The 15,882-nt window shown below is 60.1% G+C and carries 18 protein-coding genes and 1 pseudogene; 10 read left to right on the forward strand and 9 right to left on the reverse strand.

The window, feature by feature from the left end:
* Positions 1-299 precede the first annotated feature (299 nt).
* The 3 genes from V2B23_RS28465 (at position 300) to V2B23_RS28475 (ending at position 2,440) form a co-directional block, all read left to right on the forward strand.
* The gene (locus V2B23_RS28465; protein WP_430953323.1) at positions 300-1,463 is read left to right on the forward strand and encodes an IS30 family transposase; all 1,164 of its coding nucleotides are present in this window, start codon (positions 300-302) and stop codon (positions 1,461-1,463) included.
* A gap of 100 nt (positions 1,464-1,563) precedes the next feature.
* On the forward strand, positions 1,564-1,848 hold the full coding sequence (locus tag V2B23_RS28470) for a DUF3024 domain-containing protein (RefSeq protein ID WP_430953324.1): 285 nt from the start codon (positions 1,564-1,566) through the stop codon (positions 1,846-1,848).
* 232 nt (positions 1,849-2,080) lie between these two features.
* Positions 2,081-2,440 (forward strand): histone-like nucleoid-structuring protein Lsr2, encoded by a 360-nt coding sequence (locus V2B23_RS28475; protein WP_338481308.1) that lies wholly within the window; start codon positions 2,081-2,083, stop codon positions 2,438-2,440.
* Between the two features lie 84 nt (positions 2,441-2,524).
* Here the strand turns inward: V2B23_RS28475 and V2B23_RS28480 are convergent, their stop codons facing one another.
* The 4 genes from V2B23_RS28480 to V2B23_RS28495 all read right to left on the reverse strand — a co-directional run bounded on the left by V2B23_RS28480 (position 2,525) and on the right by V2B23_RS28495 (position 6,037).
* Positions 2,525-2,773, reverse strand: coding sequence for a hypothetical protein (locus tag V2B23_RS28480; protein WP_338481309.1), 249 nt, complete (start codon positions 2,771-2,773; stop codon positions 2,525-2,527).
* A 287-nt stretch (positions 2,774-3,060) separates the two neighbouring features.
* Positions 3,061-3,804 (reverse strand): DUF4839 domain-containing protein, encoded by a 744-nt coding sequence (locus tag V2B23_RS28485; protein ID WP_338481310.1) that lies wholly within the window; start codon positions 3,802-3,804, stop codon positions 3,061-3,063.
* A 561-nt stretch (positions 3,805-4,365) separates the two neighbouring features.
* Positions 4,366-4,698, reverse strand: a complete 333-nt coding sequence (locus V2B23_RS28490) for a cupin domain-containing protein (protein ID WP_233366036.1) — start codon at positions 4,696-4,698, stop codon at positions 4,366-4,368.
* A gap of 628 nt (positions 4,699-5,326) precedes the next feature.
* On the reverse strand, positions 5,327-6,037 hold the full coding sequence (locus tag V2B23_RS28495) for a TetR/AcrR family transcriptional regulator C-terminal domain-containing protein (RefSeq protein ID WP_430953325.1): 711 nt from the start codon (positions 6,035-6,037) through the stop codon (positions 5,327-5,329).
* Positions 6,038-6,261: 224 nt separating this feature from the next.
* Between V2B23_RS28495 and V2B23_RS28500 the strand changes: the two genes are divergently transcribed.
* Positions 6,262-7,587 (forward strand): ice-binding family protein, encoded by a 1,326-nt coding sequence (locus V2B23_RS28500; RefSeq protein ID WP_430953326.1) that lies wholly within the window; start codon positions 6,262-6,264, stop codon positions 7,585-7,587.
* A complete protein-coding gene (locus V2B23_RS28505) occupies positions 7,588-8,229 on the forward strand; it encodes a class F sortase (protein ID WP_430953327.1) in 642 nt (213 codons plus the stop codon).
* A gap of 724 nt (positions 8,230-8,953) precedes the next feature.
* Here the strand turns inward: V2B23_RS28505 and V2B23_RS28510 are convergent.
* The gene (locus V2B23_RS28510; RefSeq protein ID WP_430953328.1) at positions 8,954-9,172 is read right to left on the reverse strand and encodes a hypothetical protein; all 219 of its coding nucleotides are present in this window, start codon (positions 9,170-9,172) and stop codon (positions 8,954-8,956) included.
* 408 nt (positions 9,173-9,580) lie between these two features.
* On the opposite strand from V2B23_RS28510, the gene V2B23_RS28515 reads away from it, so the two are divergent.
* A complete protein-coding gene (locus V2B23_RS28515) occupies positions 9,581-9,781 on the forward strand; it encodes a BldC family transcriptional regulator (RefSeq protein ID WP_430953329.1) in 201 nt (66 codons plus the stop codon).
* 226 nt (positions 9,782-10,007) lie between these two features.
* Positions 10,008-10,412 carry a hypothetical protein gene (locus V2B23_RS28520; RefSeq protein ID WP_430953330.1) on the forward strand — a complete coding sequence of 135 codons (405 nt, stop codon included), beginning with the start codon at positions 10,008-10,010 and terminating at the stop codon, positions 10,410-10,412.
* 699 nt (positions 10,413-11,111) lie between these two features.
* Here V2B23_RS28520 and V2B23_RS28525 read toward each other — a convergent pair.
* Positions 11,112-11,759, reverse strand: coding sequence for a TetR family transcriptional regulator (locus tag V2B23_RS28525; RefSeq protein WP_430953331.1), 648 nt, complete (start codon positions 11,757-11,759; stop codon positions 11,112-11,114).
* 590 nt (positions 11,760-12,349) lie between these two features.
* On the opposite strand from V2B23_RS28525, the gene V2B23_RS28530 reads away from it, so the two are divergent.
* Positions 12,350-12,595: a hypothetical protein gene (locus V2B23_RS28530; protein WP_430953332.1), complete on the forward strand. Its 246-nt coding sequence runs from the start codon at positions 12,350-12,352 to the stop codon at positions 12,593-12,595.
* Between the two features lie 286 nt (positions 12,596-12,881).
* Here V2B23_RS28530 and V2B23_RS28535 read toward each other — a convergent pair whose 3' ends face one another.
* Positions 12,882-13,145: a hypothetical protein gene (locus V2B23_RS28535; protein ID WP_430953333.1), complete on the reverse strand. Its 264-nt coding sequence runs from the start codon at positions 13,143-13,145 to the stop codon at positions 12,882-12,884.
* A gap of 210 nt (positions 13,146-13,355) precedes the next feature.
* The gene (locus tag V2B23_RS28540) at positions 13,356-14,072 is read right to left on the reverse strand and encodes a siderophore-interacting protein (RefSeq protein WP_430953334.1); all 717 of its coding nucleotides are present in this window, start codon (positions 14,070-14,072) and stop codon (positions 13,356-13,358) included.
* 156 nt (positions 14,073-14,228) lie between these two features.
* Between V2B23_RS28540 and V2B23_RS28545 the strand changes: the two genes are divergently transcribed.
* A complete protein-coding gene (locus V2B23_RS28545; protein WP_430953335.1) occupies positions 14,229-15,170 on the forward strand; it encodes an ABC transporter substrate-binding protein in 942 nt (313 codons plus the stop codon).
* 162 nt (positions 15,171-15,332) lie between these two features.
* Here the strand turns inward: V2B23_RS28545 and V2B23_RS28550 are convergent.
* Positions 15,333-15,491 (reverse strand): annotated as a pseudogene (locus V2B23_RS28550) (IS6 family transposase); the annotation flags it as partial.
* A gap of 108 nt (positions 15,492-15,599) precedes the next feature.
* Here V2B23_RS28550 and V2B23_RS28555 point away from each other — a divergent pair.
* Positions 15,600-15,881 (forward strand): hypothetical protein, encoded by a 282-nt coding sequence (locus V2B23_RS28555; protein WP_430953336.1) that lies wholly within the window; start codon positions 15,600-15,602, stop codon positions 15,879-15,881.
* Position 15,882 lies beyond the last annotated feature (1 nt).

The raw sequence follows: 15,882 nt of genomic DNA on the forward strand, positions 1-15,882 counted from the left end.
TGTGGAACATTCACTATAATTATCACCGACCGCATTCAGCACGCGGAGGACGACCGCCCGCCGCTTACCGCCGGCACGGCGTCACCAACGTCCGTTCCTCCTACAACAAGCTGATCCTATAGCCCACGACATACATGCGGATAGCTTGCAGGCAACCGCTCAAGCGGGGCCCCGGACGATCTCTGCAGTCGATCGGCTCCGATTTTCCGCTTCTCCGAACGACGTTTCAAAAACGACCTTGGTCTCAACAGGTCAACGCATCACTACTGGTGAGATGATGCGTGATCGTGGAGGCATGGATGGGTGGCAAGGCATTGGGATTCACGGTGGAGCAGGAGAACCTGATCTGGGATCTGCATCGCCGGGGAGAATCGCTACGAGAAATCGAGCGGGTTCTCGGGGAAACGATGCCCCGAATTCGTCGTTTCCTACGTGAGTCCGGCGGTATTCGACCAGTCCCACGAGCACGGCGAATCGGCCACATCACCGCCGGTGAACGCGAAGAAGTTTCGCGCGGGATTGCCGCAGGTGACAGTGCTCGGACGATCGCCGAGACACTCGGAAGATCCCCGTCCACGATTGCACGTGAGATCGCCCGCAACGGCGGACGTGTCGCTTACCGGGCGGCCCGGGCGGATGCTGCGGCGTATGTCCGTGCTCGCCGCCCCAAATTTTCGACGCTGCATATGCGGCCGATTTTGCGGGAGACCGTCACTGCGAAGCTGAATGTGCAGTGGTCACCGCAACAGATCTCCGTCTGGCGTCGGCGCGAGTACCCGGCCGATCCGCAGATGTGGGTCTCGCACGAGACGATCTACCGTTGCCTGTACATTCCGTCGCGGAAAGTGTTCGACAGCACTGTATTTCACGAACTGCGTACCGATCGGCCGATTCGTCGGCCGCGCGGGAAGAAACGCTCCCACGGTCGTGGGCGGATACGAAATATGGTTTCGATCGATCTTCGAGGAGCTGCGGCAAACGATCGTAGTGAGCCCGGGCACCTGGAGGGTGATCTCGTGTTCGGAATCCGCCCGTCAGCGGTCGCGACGCTGGTGGATCGGCAATCACGCGCCGTGCATGTGGTGGCATTGCCTGACGGGTACCGGGCCGAGACGGTCGCGGATGCGCTGATTGCCTATCTAGGCCGGCTACCTGCGCATCTGCGTCGTTCGTTGACCTGGGATCGGGGACGGGAAATGGCCGAACATGAGCGCATCACCGCAGCGCTCGACACGCCTGTCTGCTTTTGCGCTCCGCATCATCCATGGCAACGAGGGACGAACGAAAACGCGAACGGGTTGCTGCGGCAGTACCTGCGCAAGAACGCTGACCTGCGCAGTTTCGCCCAAGATGACCTGAATAGGGTCGCGGCGAGACTCAACGATCGGCCTCGGCGTGTGCTCGATTGGGACAGTCCACGCCAACGAGAAGAACAGGTGCTCGGTTCCTGCGCAACCGGATAGCAAAGCTGGGCATCACGGCGGTTGGCATGATGGGGGCATGGCTGCCACCGGTCTTCTCGAGCTCGATGTCGCGCGGGTCGTGAAGTATTGAGCCAGTCGAGTGCCGGAACAGTTTTGGCAGGAGATCCGGGTCGAATGTGACATCGCGCCGCGTCATGTGACGATCTGCGAATGCCGGCCGCCGTGGCGGGAGGACTTCGGTCCGGAGTGGACGCGGTTTCCGATCGCCCGCCTGTGTTACACGAAGAAAACCGGGTTGTGGGCGTTGTATTGGCGGGATCGCCACCTCAAATTTCACCGCTACCAGTTTGTGGATCCGAGCCCTCATATTCAGGATTTGCTCGATCACATCGAAAACGGTGGCGATCCGATCTTCTGGGGTTGATCCGTTATCGTCGGTGATGCGTTGACCTGTTGAGACCAAGACCGTTTATGAAACATCGTTCGGCGGCGCCGAAAATCGGGTCCGATCGGCTGCCGAGACCGCTGTGGGCGCGCTCGAGGTCGCCGGTGGGGTTGGTGGTCCGTGCGGCGGAAGCTGGGTCGTCCTGGATTATCGGATACTGCGGATAACATGAACGCGATATTCATCCAGAATGCAACGAAGAGGATTCCCTGTGGCCGAAATATTTATTCGCCAACTTATCGACGATCTCGACGGAAAACCCATCGACGCCGGATTGGGACACCAGGTCACGTTTTCTTATCAGGGTGCCGATTATCGGATCGATCTTCGACCCACGAATGCCGACAAGATCGAAGCAGTGTTCGCTCCATATATCAAGGTCGCAGAGAAGGTTTCCGCTGCCGGCAAGGCGCGTGCGAATACTTCGACTGCGATCAAGATGTCGGGGTCTGGTCGATCCGCCGAGCAACTGAAAGCGATCCGGGACTGGGCTGGCAAGAACGGCTTCGAGGTCTCCCTTCGTGGACGGATCAAGGCAGAAATAATCGATGCTTTCGACGCCGCACATTAAGCACTGAACAGCATCTTTTCTCGCTGGCATCAACGAGTGGCGTACTTCTATCCCGTGATTCTTCTCGGTGAGAGAGGGAAAGATTCAGGCGAGCTTGAGACCGCCTTCGGCGGCGAAGACCAAACGGCCGTCGTCGAGGGCAATCGCCCACCGCCGCACCGGCGCCCAATCCCGCCCCAGGTCGGAGCTCTCGATGACGGTATCGGCGAAGTCCTCGACCACGACACCGGACTGCGGCGCGGTATCGCCGGCCTGTGATCCGGAGGACGGGATCACCGTCACCCGAGAACCCACCGCAATGGGATCAGTGCGTCGAGCGTCAGAATCGGACATAGACCTGATCTTGGCAGAGAATTCGACACGCCCACCTGTCAAGATCGCGATGGACGTGCAATCGATTCTAATTCGAGACACTCAATCACGTCGCAAACGAGGCATGAAACTACCGGCGTACGTGCAACCGGAAGCGCCGTAATCGTCCTGGAACTGCAGGAATGGACGTTGCTGACGGAATGACGGCGGTGCGGCGGTTACGACAGACACGGCACCAGCGGCAGATTGAAGAACCAGTTGGCCAGGCGGATCATGATCGGCTCGGAGTGTTAGTGATGGGGCGGTTGCTATCGGATCTCGGTGGAGACTGGGTCAAGTTGGAGAAGACAGCCCCTCTTTTCCTCGAATTTTCCCACGACCGCGGTGACCCGAAGGGTGTCTTTGACCCCCAAGGTGTCGGGGATGTCGGGACCGATGAGATGTAGATCAGACACGATGTTGACGTCCCGGAACTGGAAATCCGGCCCGCTGAGGTCGCTTAAGTCGAAATCTCTGGCGCCAATCAGAATGTCGTAGCGCGTTTTGTTATTGAAGTTGTTCATCGCGGCGATGTGACCGTCGAACTGGATGGTCCGGCCCGCATACTGGGTGGCGAAATCAGCGACTGGTTGGCCGCACTGGTCCGTATCGTGCAGGATCCGGGCGAGATCCTCGTTGTTGTCGATGGTGAGTATCTCAGCGGTTTCCGGGGCCGCAGGTTCCGCTGACCGTTCAGGAGCAGGCTGCGGGGAGGGTTGCTCGGTGCTCGAGGCTGCCCCGGCTTCGGTCGTGGAGGCGTCGCTGTCGTCTTCCAATAGCGCCCCGACGGTCATGATGCCCGCCAGGATGACAGCGGCACCGCCTAGTACTGCCCACAATCGCCAGGGCGTCTTTGGCTTTGGCCGGCGGAAGGTCATGGTGGTTCGCAAGGTGCCCTGCTGTTGGGTGACCAGTTCCCAGCCTTCCTGCTGCTTTCTTGTGATCGTTTTCGCCTCTGTCCCCCGGATCGCCTTGATCTCAGTGACCTCGTACTGTGTTTCCTCGCCGGTCATGTCTCTTCCCGTTCTTCGATAGGGGTGTTGTGGGTGAACCCGTACCTAAGGGCAGGGAAGCCAGGTGCGCGGTGGGCTGGGATGTACTTATCCCACCGTGGTTGACGTTGTCGGAAGATTATCACCGGGGAGGGAAGCTAAAACTATTGGATAACAGGGGTGAAGGAGGCGATGAGTGAGGTAGGTCTGACTGGGTCCCAAGAACGGTGCCAGCGTCTATGAGAGCTGCGGTTGATTCTCGCTTTCCTTCGCAAATAACTCGGCCCACGATCGAGAGTGCGTGAGGTCGATCTGATTGATCGACCGGCTCCGTAAGGTGCCGACACAACGCCGGTGTTCTGAAAACGGTGCTTTTCGGGAATCGGGGAACACCTCTCGGTGAACTGGACGCCGCATGTTCCGAAACTCATGTCCGATATCGATGGTTCATCAAAATAGATCATCGACGAGTTGTGGAACACCATTGCTTGTGAGGTACGTCCAGTGTCAGTTTCAGAAGTCGACTGCACTGGTTCAGCAGATGTGTGCACCTCAGCAAACCACGAGACTGGTCGGCGATGGTCAGGGAAGCTTCGCCACGGTCATGAGCACTACCGAATCTTCGATCGACTCCAGGGAATGCAGTAGTTGCGGCACTACGAGCAGATCGCCGCGCCGGCCCTCCCACGAGACGTCCCCAGCGCGGAGTTGCACCCGCCCGAGAAGTACCTGCACTGTCGCTTCGCCTGGATTCTCGTGTTCACTGAGTTCCTGGCCTGCTGTCAACGCGATCAGCGTCTGACGCAGGACGTGTTCATGACCGCCGTACACAGTGTGCGCGGCGCGTCCGCTCGTGGCCGATGCCGCCTTCTCGAGTTGTTCGCGGGCGAGTGCTTCCAACGATCGTTTCATCATGGAGTGTCCTTTGTTCGGTACGTGTGGATCATTACGACTGTTCGAGCAATTGGCGTAGGGCGTAGGGCGTAGGGCGTAGGGCAGGATTCCACCCGGCTTGAAGTGCGATTCCTCGGCCGGAGTGTGATCCGCACCGTAGCAGTGAAGTCGCGTGAGCGGCGGTCAACGGTGCCGACCCGAACCACCTCGTGGAAGTCGAGTCGCACAGCCTGTGTCTGTCAACGGCATTGGAAATTTTGATCACTGTTCCCTACGCCTGGATTCAAGGAGTGCGGGCTAGATGCTGTGGGCTCGGACTGCTCCGGTGGCGGACCATCGTCCGGCCCGGCGCTCGATGACAATCGGGTGGCCGAAGGCATGTGTGATCGTGTCGGAGGTCAAGGTGTTATCGGCACTACCGCAAGCCACGACTGTGCCGCCCGCGAGGACGAGGGCATGCGTCGTCGTGGCAGGAAGTTCTTCGAGATGGTGGTGACCAGCACCGATGCCAGTTCAGGGCGAAGCTGCCGCAGGTTGGCAATAATTCCCAGGAGAACCTGCGTCGCGGCGGAACTCTTCGGAGTAATTCTTTTTGATCATCGGGTCAGATCTACTCGCTTTCCCTGGTCTGAGAGATGAAGCGTGTTCATCACACGGGGTCAAGGCCCGCCGTCGCCAGACCCTCCAGAAGGATTGCCAGACCGCGCTCGAGTTCATCCTGCCCGTCGTAGTGGGCCATGATCGTAGCCATCGACCGCAGTCTCGGAAACTCGGCGAGCGGAAGCCGATGCAGACCGAGTCGCAGGAGATCGTCAGTCTCCTCGGGATTTTCGACTATTTCTTGAAGCTCGTTGAGAATGTGCCCGTTGAGGAAACCGAACACCGCTCTGTAGATGTGCAATGCGTCTTCGGGGGTGAAACCGGCGCGTATCAGCAGTTCCAGAATCGCCTCGAGGTAACGCAGCGTCCCTGGAGGGCGCAATCCGAGCGGCGTCGACAACGGACGGGTGACCAGCAAAGGAACTACGTGGGGGTGCGCGAGCGCGAGGTAGCGATACTCATAGGCAACCGCGTGCAGTTGCCCTCTCCAGTCGGGATCGGATGAGTCGACGACCAGTTGTTCGAGCACTGTTTCCACGACCCCGTCCAACAGGGCTGCTTTGTTTGCCGCATACCTGTAGAGGGTCATCGGATTTCTGTCGAGCGCTTTCCCCAGTCGCCGCATGGAAAGGCCTTCGGCGCCTTCTGCGTCGATGATCGCCAACGCCGTCGACAGAACTACGGCGCGATTGATCGGCGCTTCGCGGCCTGTAACTGGAAACGGTTCCACTCTGACGTGCTTCGAGGGGGTTTCGGCCATCCACAAAACATACACCGTATGCCTACACATTGACAGAACGTCCGGATTGGTTTACCTTTCGGAAGCGCCTACATATACAACGTATATACACGTCGTATAACCGGAATGTCCGGAATTACGTGGGCGTTCGTCGATACGTCCCTGGCGCCGAAGCCGGCGCGGAACGTACGGACTCACTTTCGTCGCATGAGTCCCTTCTTCAAAGGATCGAAGATGAACAGAACATGACAGCACTCACCGCAACACGACGCTCGCGGTTCTTTCAATTATCAGGCATTGCAACGATTTCCGTGTTCTCCGTCGGACTTCTCGTCCTGCCGGCCGGCACTGCCGGCGCGGCACCGACTTCTGTCGGACTCGGTACCGCACAGCCCTTTGCAGTACTTGCCGGAGCAGGAATCACCAACACCGGGCCGACAACGCTCGGCGGCGATATCGGTACTTATCCGACGCCTACCATCACCGGTGTATCGGACCTGACGATCACCGGCACCAACCATGGCGGCGACGCGGTATCGCAGGGAGCGAAACCGGACGTGTTGACTGCTTACAACACACTCGCCGGTCAAGGGCCCACACAACCGACCGGAGCCGACTTGACCGGCCGGACACTGGTTTCAGGTGTCTACAACTCCGGTTCATCGATTGCGCTGTCGGGAACCGTCACTCTCGACGCGCAAGGAGACCCGAATGCCGTCTTCGTCTTCCAAGCCGGATCAACACTGATCACATCGTCGTCGAGCACCGTCGCGCTGATCAACGGGACACAGGCATGCAATGTTTTCTGGCAGATTGGAAGTTCCGCCACCCTCGGCACCAACTCGGTGTTTCGAGGAAACCTGTTGGCGCTGACAGACATTACTGCCGCAACTGAGGCAACTGTCGAAGGTAGATTGTTGGCGATCAATGGCGCGGTCACTCTCGATACGAACACCATCACGATCCCGACCTGTGCACCGCCTGGTACGACTACCGCCCCGACCACTACTACGACGACTACGGTCCCTCCGGACACGACGACCACCACGGTTGGCGCACCTGCGGAAACAACGACCACCACGGCTGGCGCACCTGCGGAAACAACGACCACCACGGCTGGCGCACCTGCGGAAACAACGACCACCACGGGGGTCCCGCCCGAGGTGACTACCACCACGGCTGGCGCACCTGCGGAAACAACAACCACCACAACCACTCTGGGCGTACCCCCGGTCATCACGACCAGCCGTAACATTCCGTCCATACCCGTGATTCCCGGTTTCCCGCCACTGCCGGGAACACCTCCTGCCGTGTCCGGGACAGCAACTGTCCCATCTCAGGTGCCGACCACGTCAGCTTCTCGAACGAGTGCCCCGACCACTCAACCTGCAATCCCGGAATCCCCGAGTGGTCGAACCCCGCAGGTGCTGCAGGTGCCACGGGGGTCAGTCGACACCGGCGACGGAAGCACGCAATCCCAACGTGCCGGACAGTCGAGTGGCGGGTGGATCGCCCTGCTCTTCGGCGTCCTGGCAGCATCAACCCTCGTCATCCGGCGGACAAGTCGATAGATGAAAGACAGCAACTTCGTGATGGCTCCGCGATCTCGCCGAGCCATCACGGCTCTCGTCTTTACTGTTTCGGCACTCTTGACAGTGATCGGATGCGCCGACGGGCAAGTCGACACCGGAAACTCACCATCGCACTCATCGTCTCGTCAAGATGCCCCACCGGCGTCGAGCGCTCCCGATTCTGTACAGCCGGAAGCGGCCGCACACCGCCCCGCACGGCTTCAAATCCCGTCCATCGGCGTCGACACCAACATCATCGATCTCGGACTCGCCACCGATGGAACACTCGAGGTCCCACCGGACGGGAAGGCTGCAGGGTGGTACACCGGTGCTCCCGCCCCTGGCGAGGTCGGACCGGCAATCATCGCCGGCCACGTCGACTGGGAAGGCGCCGACGGAGTCTTCTTCGATCTGAGGAATCTCGAACCAGGAGCCGAAATCATCATCAGCGACGAAGACGGAAGCCGCACAGTGTTTACCGCCACCAGCATCGAACACTTCCCCAAGGACGAATTTCCCACCGACGTCGTATATGGCGACCTTGACCGCCCCGGACTCCGGCTCATCACGTGCGGTGGATCCTTCGACGAAACCGCCCGCAGCTACAACGACAACATCATTGCATTCGCCGATATCGCCTAACCGCCTGAAGGCGCCGCGCAACATTCATCAGGCCAGGCAGGAAATCCGATACTGGCCGTGTCAGTGTCCCGACAGACCCCGCCTCGTGCCATGAACATGAAACATATTGCAGCGTAACGGCATAGAAACTTCAAGAGTGCGCACGAACAGTTGGAGAGCAATGATCGTATTCCACTTAGCAGCGATGTCATAGAACAACGCCATTGTGCAGTCCCGCCGCGGCGTCCCCTGTGCCCCACAATCAAGACGAGATGAACCCCTACCCGGCCGAGGTGGTCGTGAGGGTGAGGCGAGATGGTCCTGAAAAGTTAGTCGACGGAGACGACGGAAAGGAAAGCTCACCGGCGCAAGCGTGTGAATGCGGAGCGCCGGTGAGCTCAGAGCACCGCACGAAATACGGTGCACCTTCCCTACTGCCACCATCCGACCGTGGCAGCCGGTTGGCGGATTAAGCGCGACAGCCTCACGCCAGTGAAAACGGCGCATCACACGCATACCCCCGTATGGCGGCACCGAAAACGCCGGTGTCAGCGTCTTTTCTCGGCGGCCATGGAGAGCATGGTGAGCACAATTGCCCAGCTGGTATCCCACCAGCGGCTGCCCGAACGTCAGGCCAGACATGTTTTAGGTCCCGCTCGATCGAGCTGGTCGCCGCTGTGGAGGACACCACTCTCGAACCGGGCGCAGACACCGCACTTTCCCTGTCTGTGCCGAACGCGTGAGCTCAATCCGGCAAACGCCGTAACTCGGCCAACGTAAGCCCGAGGACATCGAGCCGCGCCATGATGCTGCGCAGACTCGAATGGTCGGAGACAAGACCAAAAAGCGTGGTGAAGCCCCCTACCGAGCGCCCTACCTGCAGCTGCGGAAAAGCGGCTTTCACACGATCCGACACTTCTCCGTCGATGAGAAATTGGTACCGGATAGGAAAAATCGGTGACATCGACGTCCCCTCTCTCACGAAAAGGCCCATAGTGCCTAGTCCCTCACACGAAGGGGAAACCCTTCCGAGTCCTTTGCCCGCAGAATACCGATCGGACAATCATCGAGCATCGCCCCCGACACACCGCAACGATGAGCCGTTGCCCCTTGCCCGACCCGCCCTGCAATCAACGGCGCCGGTACCGGCGTGGTCCCTATAGCCCCTGCTACATCACCGCACCCCCAAGCGGTGATGCGCACAGCCCGCCGCAGTAAACACTCACCTGCACCGCAGCGATCAACCGAACACCCATGGCGATGTTGACAAGTGGACCTGTCGGATTCGCGGCCAGAATCAGGACTATGTCCGATTCCGACGCTCCACGCTGTGGTCGATGCGAATCGACAGGAAGAAGAGGTGAGGGAAGAAGTGACCAAAACCAGTGGAGGGTTCGACGAAGAACTTCTCACGCCGAAACAAGTTGCGGCTCTTTTTGGTGTCGATCCAAAAACTGTCACTCGGTGGGCACAGGAAGAGAAGATCGGATGCGTAATCACACCCGGTGGGTATCGGCGCTATCGCAGCGCAGAGGTGCACGCGCTTCTCCGCCCCCGTAATTCTTCTCAGTGAAATCGGTGGAATAGACCTGAATAGATAGGGGTAAACGTCCGTTGCACTCCGAGCGCCGACAAGAGCTTCCACACCCGGACATCTGCCCGACCGAAGCGCTGAAGCAAGAGCGGCCACCGCTGCCGCGCTGAGATAAGATCAGGGCCAGTCCTGAGTCAAGCAACGGCGACGGGCCGATTTCAGCCATCCACAGCTGCGTCGACCACACCGAACAGACAGGCCGATCATGCCCCTGACCGTGAAGTATTCGCAAACTTACAACGACGCGTTGACGACGTTGGCTACCGTCACCCAACGTCCCGTGAACGTCGTCAACCTTGCGGGCATGTATGCCATCCGCGTCGAGCTGGAATACAGCCGACACGTCATCGCCACCAACACCCCACACGGACTCTCGGAGGACCCCGAGGTCGAAGGTTCTTGGTTAGTACGAATTTTTCAAACCCACGGTGACGCCGCACCGGACGAACTCCTCACCCACTCTACGCATGCCTGGCTCGTCGACGCCTTCGATTCCGCTCTCGGGCAGCTCGAAGCAGACGGAAACAAGATCTTCGCGGACGCAGACTACGGTGACATCAGCCGTTCCGAAGGATCGACTACCGCCCCCGCTGCCGAAGTGTCGGCCTAGCTACTCGCAGTAAAGACGGCATTCACCCAGAGACGATTCCTGCGCCGCCGCACTGAGCCAGTCCCGTCTCAAACAGTGCACTCCTGATCCCCGTCACATTCTCAGTCGCAGGTATCGCATTCGCCGTTGAGCGGCGTCGATACAAAGCACCGTTCCCGTCGACCGCCAGTGCGACGTACCTGATCTCGGGAACACTGGTCATGTCCATGTGGAACTCTGCGCCCCCTTCGCCCCAAGCAGGCTAATCCCACATCGAAACCGATCGCCTACCGCCAGCCTCATGTTTACGATGCAACCTTTCGGGGCAGGTGAAGGTCGGCCCACCGGACCGTTCCTCCCCCGGCCGTTCTGGCGGGCCGCAGTGGTGCGCATCTGTCCCGACAGTTCGGATGCGTGCGGCCGGCCGCCTGATGTTCACGACCCCGAACGGCGGCCGGCACCAGGCTCACCGGGCTTCAGTCACGTTTAGTCGCGGTGGGTCCGTGATCTGCGCGCCTGTCCTTTGGTCGGGTTGCGGCGCGCACAGCCCGCCGACACGCTGCCACACAGAATGTCGGCGGGCTCTCAAGGTGGCACGCGTACCCGTGCTGCACTCCGCCCACTCCACCGCGAGGTAGTGAGGTCGTCCCCCGATCGGCGGGCTCCCCCGCGCGATGCGAACTCTCGCACATCTCGAGCACCCACCTGGCGGCTACATTTCTATGCTGAGCCGTTCCGGTTGTTGACCACGACATCGATATGCGCATTCACCACGTCTGCGATGCGGCATCCCGAATCGTTAACTCCCTCGACAACGGCGGAGGCACACGCACTACCCACCATCCCCGCACACACATTCCATGCCAAACGCCGCACCACGGGAGTGTCGTCAACCTCGCCCGCAGCGACCGCGGATTCGATCAGAACCTCGGCCAGAGCGACCCACCGCGAGAATGCCGACCCATCACCGAGCGCCGGGTCGATCGTCAATTTCATTCCGGAACGCAGCGCCACATCACTGCCGACACGTTCCGTCAAATCCGCACACACCACCCGCAACTGCTCAATCCTCGAAACCCGTGCTCCTGCTGCCTCAACGATCGATCGCTCCACCGCACCGATCCAGCCGGCCACGAGATAACGGGCAATCGACTCCTTGGACGGAAAGTGAAAGTAGATCGAACCTTTCGATAAATAGGACTCACTGACGATGGCGCTCATCGAAGCAGCTGCATAACCTCGTGCGTCGAACGCCCGCGCAGCAATCGCTACAATCTCGTCTCTGGTCCGGATGGCACGCCGCTGAGTCGGCTCGTAGCGACTCTCACCCGCAGCAGTATCGTTTTCGACATCGATCCGTCGGGGCATGTCACCACCCGTCTGTGATTGCGATCTGGCGATATCCACAACAACCCTCCTACCTGACGATGCCCCGACCCGATAAACCGAGAACGCACCGGTCCAGGGTCGTAACTACATTCTCAACTGCACGACGAGGATTCGTGTATCCCTCAGCGGGAAGCTCACCGAACCGAACCGAACCGAACCGAACCGGACACGGTGCGCCTGCCCCTATCGTCGCCCTCCGACCGGTAGTCCGGAGAAACGCGGTCGCCTCACGTCCGTGACAACGCCGCCGACTCTGCCTACCCGCACGGGGAAATCTGAAATCCCCAACTACAACTTCCAAGAGCACACCGAGCCAGCGCACCCGCAGGTACACACTCGTCTCACCGTGCTTCCGAAACCGAAAAGTTTTCCTGCCCACGCTCAGTAAGACGGCCTCATACGTGCAGCAAGCGTAAACAATGCCCCTTTTTGTTGTAACACTCAAGTAAACCGTGGCGATAACCAGATTATTGCTGCAATCTCTTCCGAGCCGCTGCGGCTCGCCGGCCCCGGGTGCGGCGAGAGGCGTGCGCGCGTCGCTTCACCGACCGAAAAAGGGTGAAACTTCCATGCCGGCCGATCGTCGTCGCCACGCCGCTGCACTCGCTGCGTACTTGGCCCAGTTCACAGGGTCCCCCGATCCGGAGAAAAGCCCGCGCGAGAGTCGGTACGCAGGAATGCCGCCCGAGGACCTGGAACAATGCCGCCGGGATTATCGTCAGGCCCTGGCCTGGGCACATGCGTCAAGCTTCACCGACGAGGACATCCGCGCTCTCGAAGCGATGCGCCGACGGTACACCTTCCACACGCAATGACCCCTCTGCCCTGACTGCTGCGCCATGCGCCGCAGGTGCGCACCGCAGGTTCGCGCCGCAGCGCACACTCGGTTTGCGGGCCCTCTCGCGAGATCGCAGGGAATGAACGGAGGCCGCAAGCGGAGCCCCGGACGAACTCGTAACACGGCGGGGCTAAAGGAGTGCGGTCCAGTCCAAGCGATGGACAACCGATCGTCGTACTCGTCACTTGTTTCCCGACAGCAACATAAAATACGTACCGTGGACGGCAGATTATTTCTACCGCTGAGCAAGTGAAATCGAATGCTCACCCGGCCGAAGAACCGTAACGCGACGACCCAGCGCACTGCGCCAGGTCGATCCGCGCGCCGTTGTCGCGCAAGAATCGGTGAATGCTGCCGTTCTTCTCGGCCGGGAGTTTCAGGTCATGTCCCCACCCCTCGATATGAGCGCGAGCATCAGCGAACACGACAGCACCGGTTTCGACGTGCATGACCATGTCGATGTCGAGTGTTGCGCGGGCCAAGTCCATCTCCGCATGCGCCGCGTGGTCACAGACCTCACGCGGCATCCGACGCGACGGTATCTCGCTGATCTCGGCGCGAACCGCCGCACCGAAATCAGGGCTCGATTCCAGATATGGAATCGGGTCACCGATCTACGCCTCGCTGCCTGAACGACCGCTCCGCGTGATGGCCTGATGCACCCGAAAAACTCTGTACCCCGCATACGTGACAGCACCCTCAGAGGTATATCGATTCGCCGCATCTCATCGAGGCCATCAGTTCCGCCAGTATCCAGTGAATTGGACATGATCCTTGTCGAAGCCCCGCTCACTGAGGAGGAACGAGCGAAGCGATGTCACAAGTCCGGCCTCGCCCGCGAGCCACGCATAGGTGCGAGTTGCATCAAGGCCAAGTCCGGACAGCACGCTACATGCGTCGACGCTCTCGTGCGCTCGAACCACGTTGACCCCAGTGGGTGCAAAAAGAGGAATCTCGAGCCCCGGTCCGCCGTCGATTACGACTATGTCGCCCTCGACCTCGACAGGGAGGGACTCACCCAGTCTGGACAACGCCGGGAGAGCTGTGCTGTCGCCGATCGCGAGAATCCTTGGAATAGAGGGCAACGCACGACTGACTCTTGGTCCCACGACGCCGATGGATGTACCCGGTTCCGCGCGGCGCACCCAGTCACTCGCGACACCCGCATCATGAAGAACAACATCGACGACAAGTCCGGTCGCGTCCAGGCGTCGCACTGTGTACTCGCGAAAGATCACTTCAGTGTCGAGCGGGCGCTCAAAGCCACCGTCGGCCGATACCTGCGGCAGCGCAATCCGTTCACTTCCCAATCGCGGAAAGAAGAGAAGGACAACGTCATCGAACCCGGTACTTACGACCGCCTGATGTCGGCCGGCCTCGTCCTCGAATGCGCCGAGTTGCGAACCCGAAAGGACAAGGCGCACAAGGCGCGGCGCAATGAGTGCCGTCCGCACGACCTGCAACATTCGGACCGATGTCGGATACCTTGTCTCAGAACGGAATCGTGAGATCGCTCGACGGTCACGGGCAGTGGATATCTCGGGCACTTTGCCACAATAGCCAGACGAATTAGATTTGCCTAACCTAATTGCAATCCTTAGTGTGACGATATGTCCAGATTTCACAGAAGCTCCACGCGCGCCGTTCTCGGTGTAGCCGTCACAGTTTCAGCGCTCTTCCTGACCGCCTGCGGGGGCACGGCGTCCTCCGACGACGCTGCCGGAGCCGACACGGCGTACACCGTCCAACAGGCTATGGGCGAAACAACTCTGCCCAGCACACCCGACCGCATAGTTGTCATCGATTCACCACATCTCGACGCACTCGTCGCCCTCGGTATAATGCCCGTCGGCGCCACGGAATCAGGTGCAGGATCAGGTTTCCCGGCGTACCTGTCCGACGGCCTCGAGGGCACGAAGAGCATTGGTGCCACCGCCGAACCCGACATCGAAGCGATCGTGGCTCTCGCGCCCGATCTCATCATCGGATCGAAGGTTCGCCACGAGAAACTCTACGACCAGCTTTCGGCCATCGCCCCAACGGTCTTCTCGGTGAACTCTGGCACCGATTGGCAAGAGCAAGCACGCATCACGGCCGACGCGGTAAACAAGAGCGACGAGATGGATGGACTCCTGACCGGGCTTTCCGAACGTGCTGTCTCTGTTGGAAAGGACGTCGGCGCAGAAGGAAAAACTGCATCCATGGTTCGATTCCGGCCGACCAACTTCCGCCTGTACGGGCCGAACACGTTCTCGGGCTCGATTCTGACGCAGGTCGGTTTCAACCTCGGCGAGCGAGACTGGAACGAGTACTCCATGCTCGAACTCAGCCCCGAACACTACGGGCAGATCGACGGCGACATCATTTTCTACACGAACCCGGGCGGCGATCCGAGCGCAACCACGATGAACACTGTGACCGGACTCTGGGGGCCCCTCCCCGCTGTCCAGAGCGGCAAGACATTCGAGGTCGAAGACGAAACCTGGATGGTCGGCATCGGCGTGATTGGTGCAAACATCATCCTCGATCAGATCACCGACACACTCGCCTGACGTTTCTACGACGGATAGATCCGCCGTGCAGCACCTCCTCGTGCTGCGCGGCTTTGTCTATGCCCGGGGGGAAGCAGCGGGCACTGTCAAGTTGATCGAAATGCCAAGCAGCGAAGCATGTTTGGGACAGTCTGTTACAGGACGCCGCCGGGCAGTTCGCTTTCAGGCGGCGGCGTAGGTCGCGGTGACTTCCTGCCAGACCGTGAAGCGGTCGGCCATCTCGGTACGCCATTCGGGCGCAGAGAGTCTGTGCCGGTGGGGCCGGAAATGCGGTCAGATGCCGCCGAAGGCGGACAGGAATCGTTGTGCGTGCCCAGGTGAGGAAGTTACTTCGCGCTCCTCTTCGCAGATTCCAGTGATGTCAGTATTGTTCTCACCGCGATCTGCCTCGGGTCGTTGTGCTCGCTTCCTGCCGGCGCGCTGTTGGGAATGGCAGCAATCCTGACGGGGAAGGGCGTCCTCGCGGTCGGCGAGCGAAATGTCCGCGCCGCGGCGCCGACGACGTGGCGGCTCGCATTCGCAACGTCGACGGCTGTGGTGGTCGCGATGATCGTCACTGCTGCGCTCTCCGTCGCAGGAGCCGATGGGTCGAGTATCGCCTGGCCTGCGTTGACGATCTCAGCCGTTTCCTTCGGCGCAGCATCCGTGTACTACCCCGCGGCCACATATCGAACCTCGCTCCCGGCGGAAGTTGCAGCGACTGGCGAATAGA

The sequence above is a fragment of the Rhodococcus sp. 24CO genome (assembly GCF_050586165.1).
Lineage (GTDB): Bacteria > Actinomycetota > Actinomycetes > Mycobacteriales > Mycobacteriaceae > Rhodococcus_F.

Coding starts and splice junctions, on each gene's coding strand:
- V2B23_RS28465 (WP_430953323.1), top strand. CDS start 300: ATGGGTGGCAAGGCATTGGGATTCACGGTGGAGCAGGAGAACCTGATC.
- V2B23_RS28480 (WP_338481309.1), bottom strand. CDS start 2,773: ATGTCCGATTCTGACGCTCGACGCACTGATCCCATTGCGGTGGGTTCT.
- V2B23_RS28485 (WP_338481310.1), bottom strand. CDS start 3,804: ATGACCGGCGAGGAAACACAGTACGAGGTCACTGAGATCAAGGCGATC.
- V2B23_RS28490 (WP_233366036.1), bottom strand. CDS start 4,698: ATGATGAAACGATCGTTGGAAGCACTCGCCCGCGAACAACTCGAGAAG.
- V2B23_RS28495 (WP_430953325.1), bottom strand. CDS start 6,037: ATGGCCGAAACCCCCTCGAAGCACGTCAGAGTGGAACCGTTTCCAGTT.
- V2B23_RS28500 (WP_430953326.1), top strand. CDS start 6,262: ATGACAGCACTCACCGCAACACGACGCTCGCGGTTCTTTCAATTATCA.
- V2B23_RS28505 (WP_430953327.1), top strand. CDS start 7,588: ATGAAAGACAGCAACTTCGTGATGGCTCCGCGATCTCGCCGAGCCATC.
- V2B23_RS28510 (WP_430953328.1), bottom strand. CDS start 9,172: ATGTCACCGATTTTTCCTATCCGGTACCAATTTCTCATCGACGGAGAA.
- V2B23_RS28520 (WP_430953330.1), top strand. CDS start 10,008: ATGCCCCTGACCGTGAAGTATTCGCAAACTTACAACGACGCGTTGACG.
- V2B23_RS28525 (WP_430953331.1), bottom strand. CDS start 11,759: ATGCCCCGACGGATCGATGTCGAAAACGATACTGCTGCGGGTGAGAGT.
- V2B23_RS28530 (WP_430953332.1), top strand. CDS start 12,350: ATGCCGGCCGATCGTCGTCGCCACGCCGCTGCACTCGCTGCGTACTTG.
- V2B23_RS28535 (WP_430953333.1), bottom strand. CDS start 13,145: ATGCCGCGTGAGGTCTGTGACCACGCGGCGCATGCGGAGATGGACTTG.
- V2B23_RS28545 (WP_430953335.1), top strand. CDS start 14,229: ATGTCCAGATTTCACAGAAGCTCCACGCGCGCCGTTCTCGGTGTAGCC.
- V2B23_RS28555 (WP_430953336.1), top strand. CDS start 15,600: ATGGCAGCAATCCTGACGGGGAAGGGCGTCCTCGCGGTCGGCGAGCGA.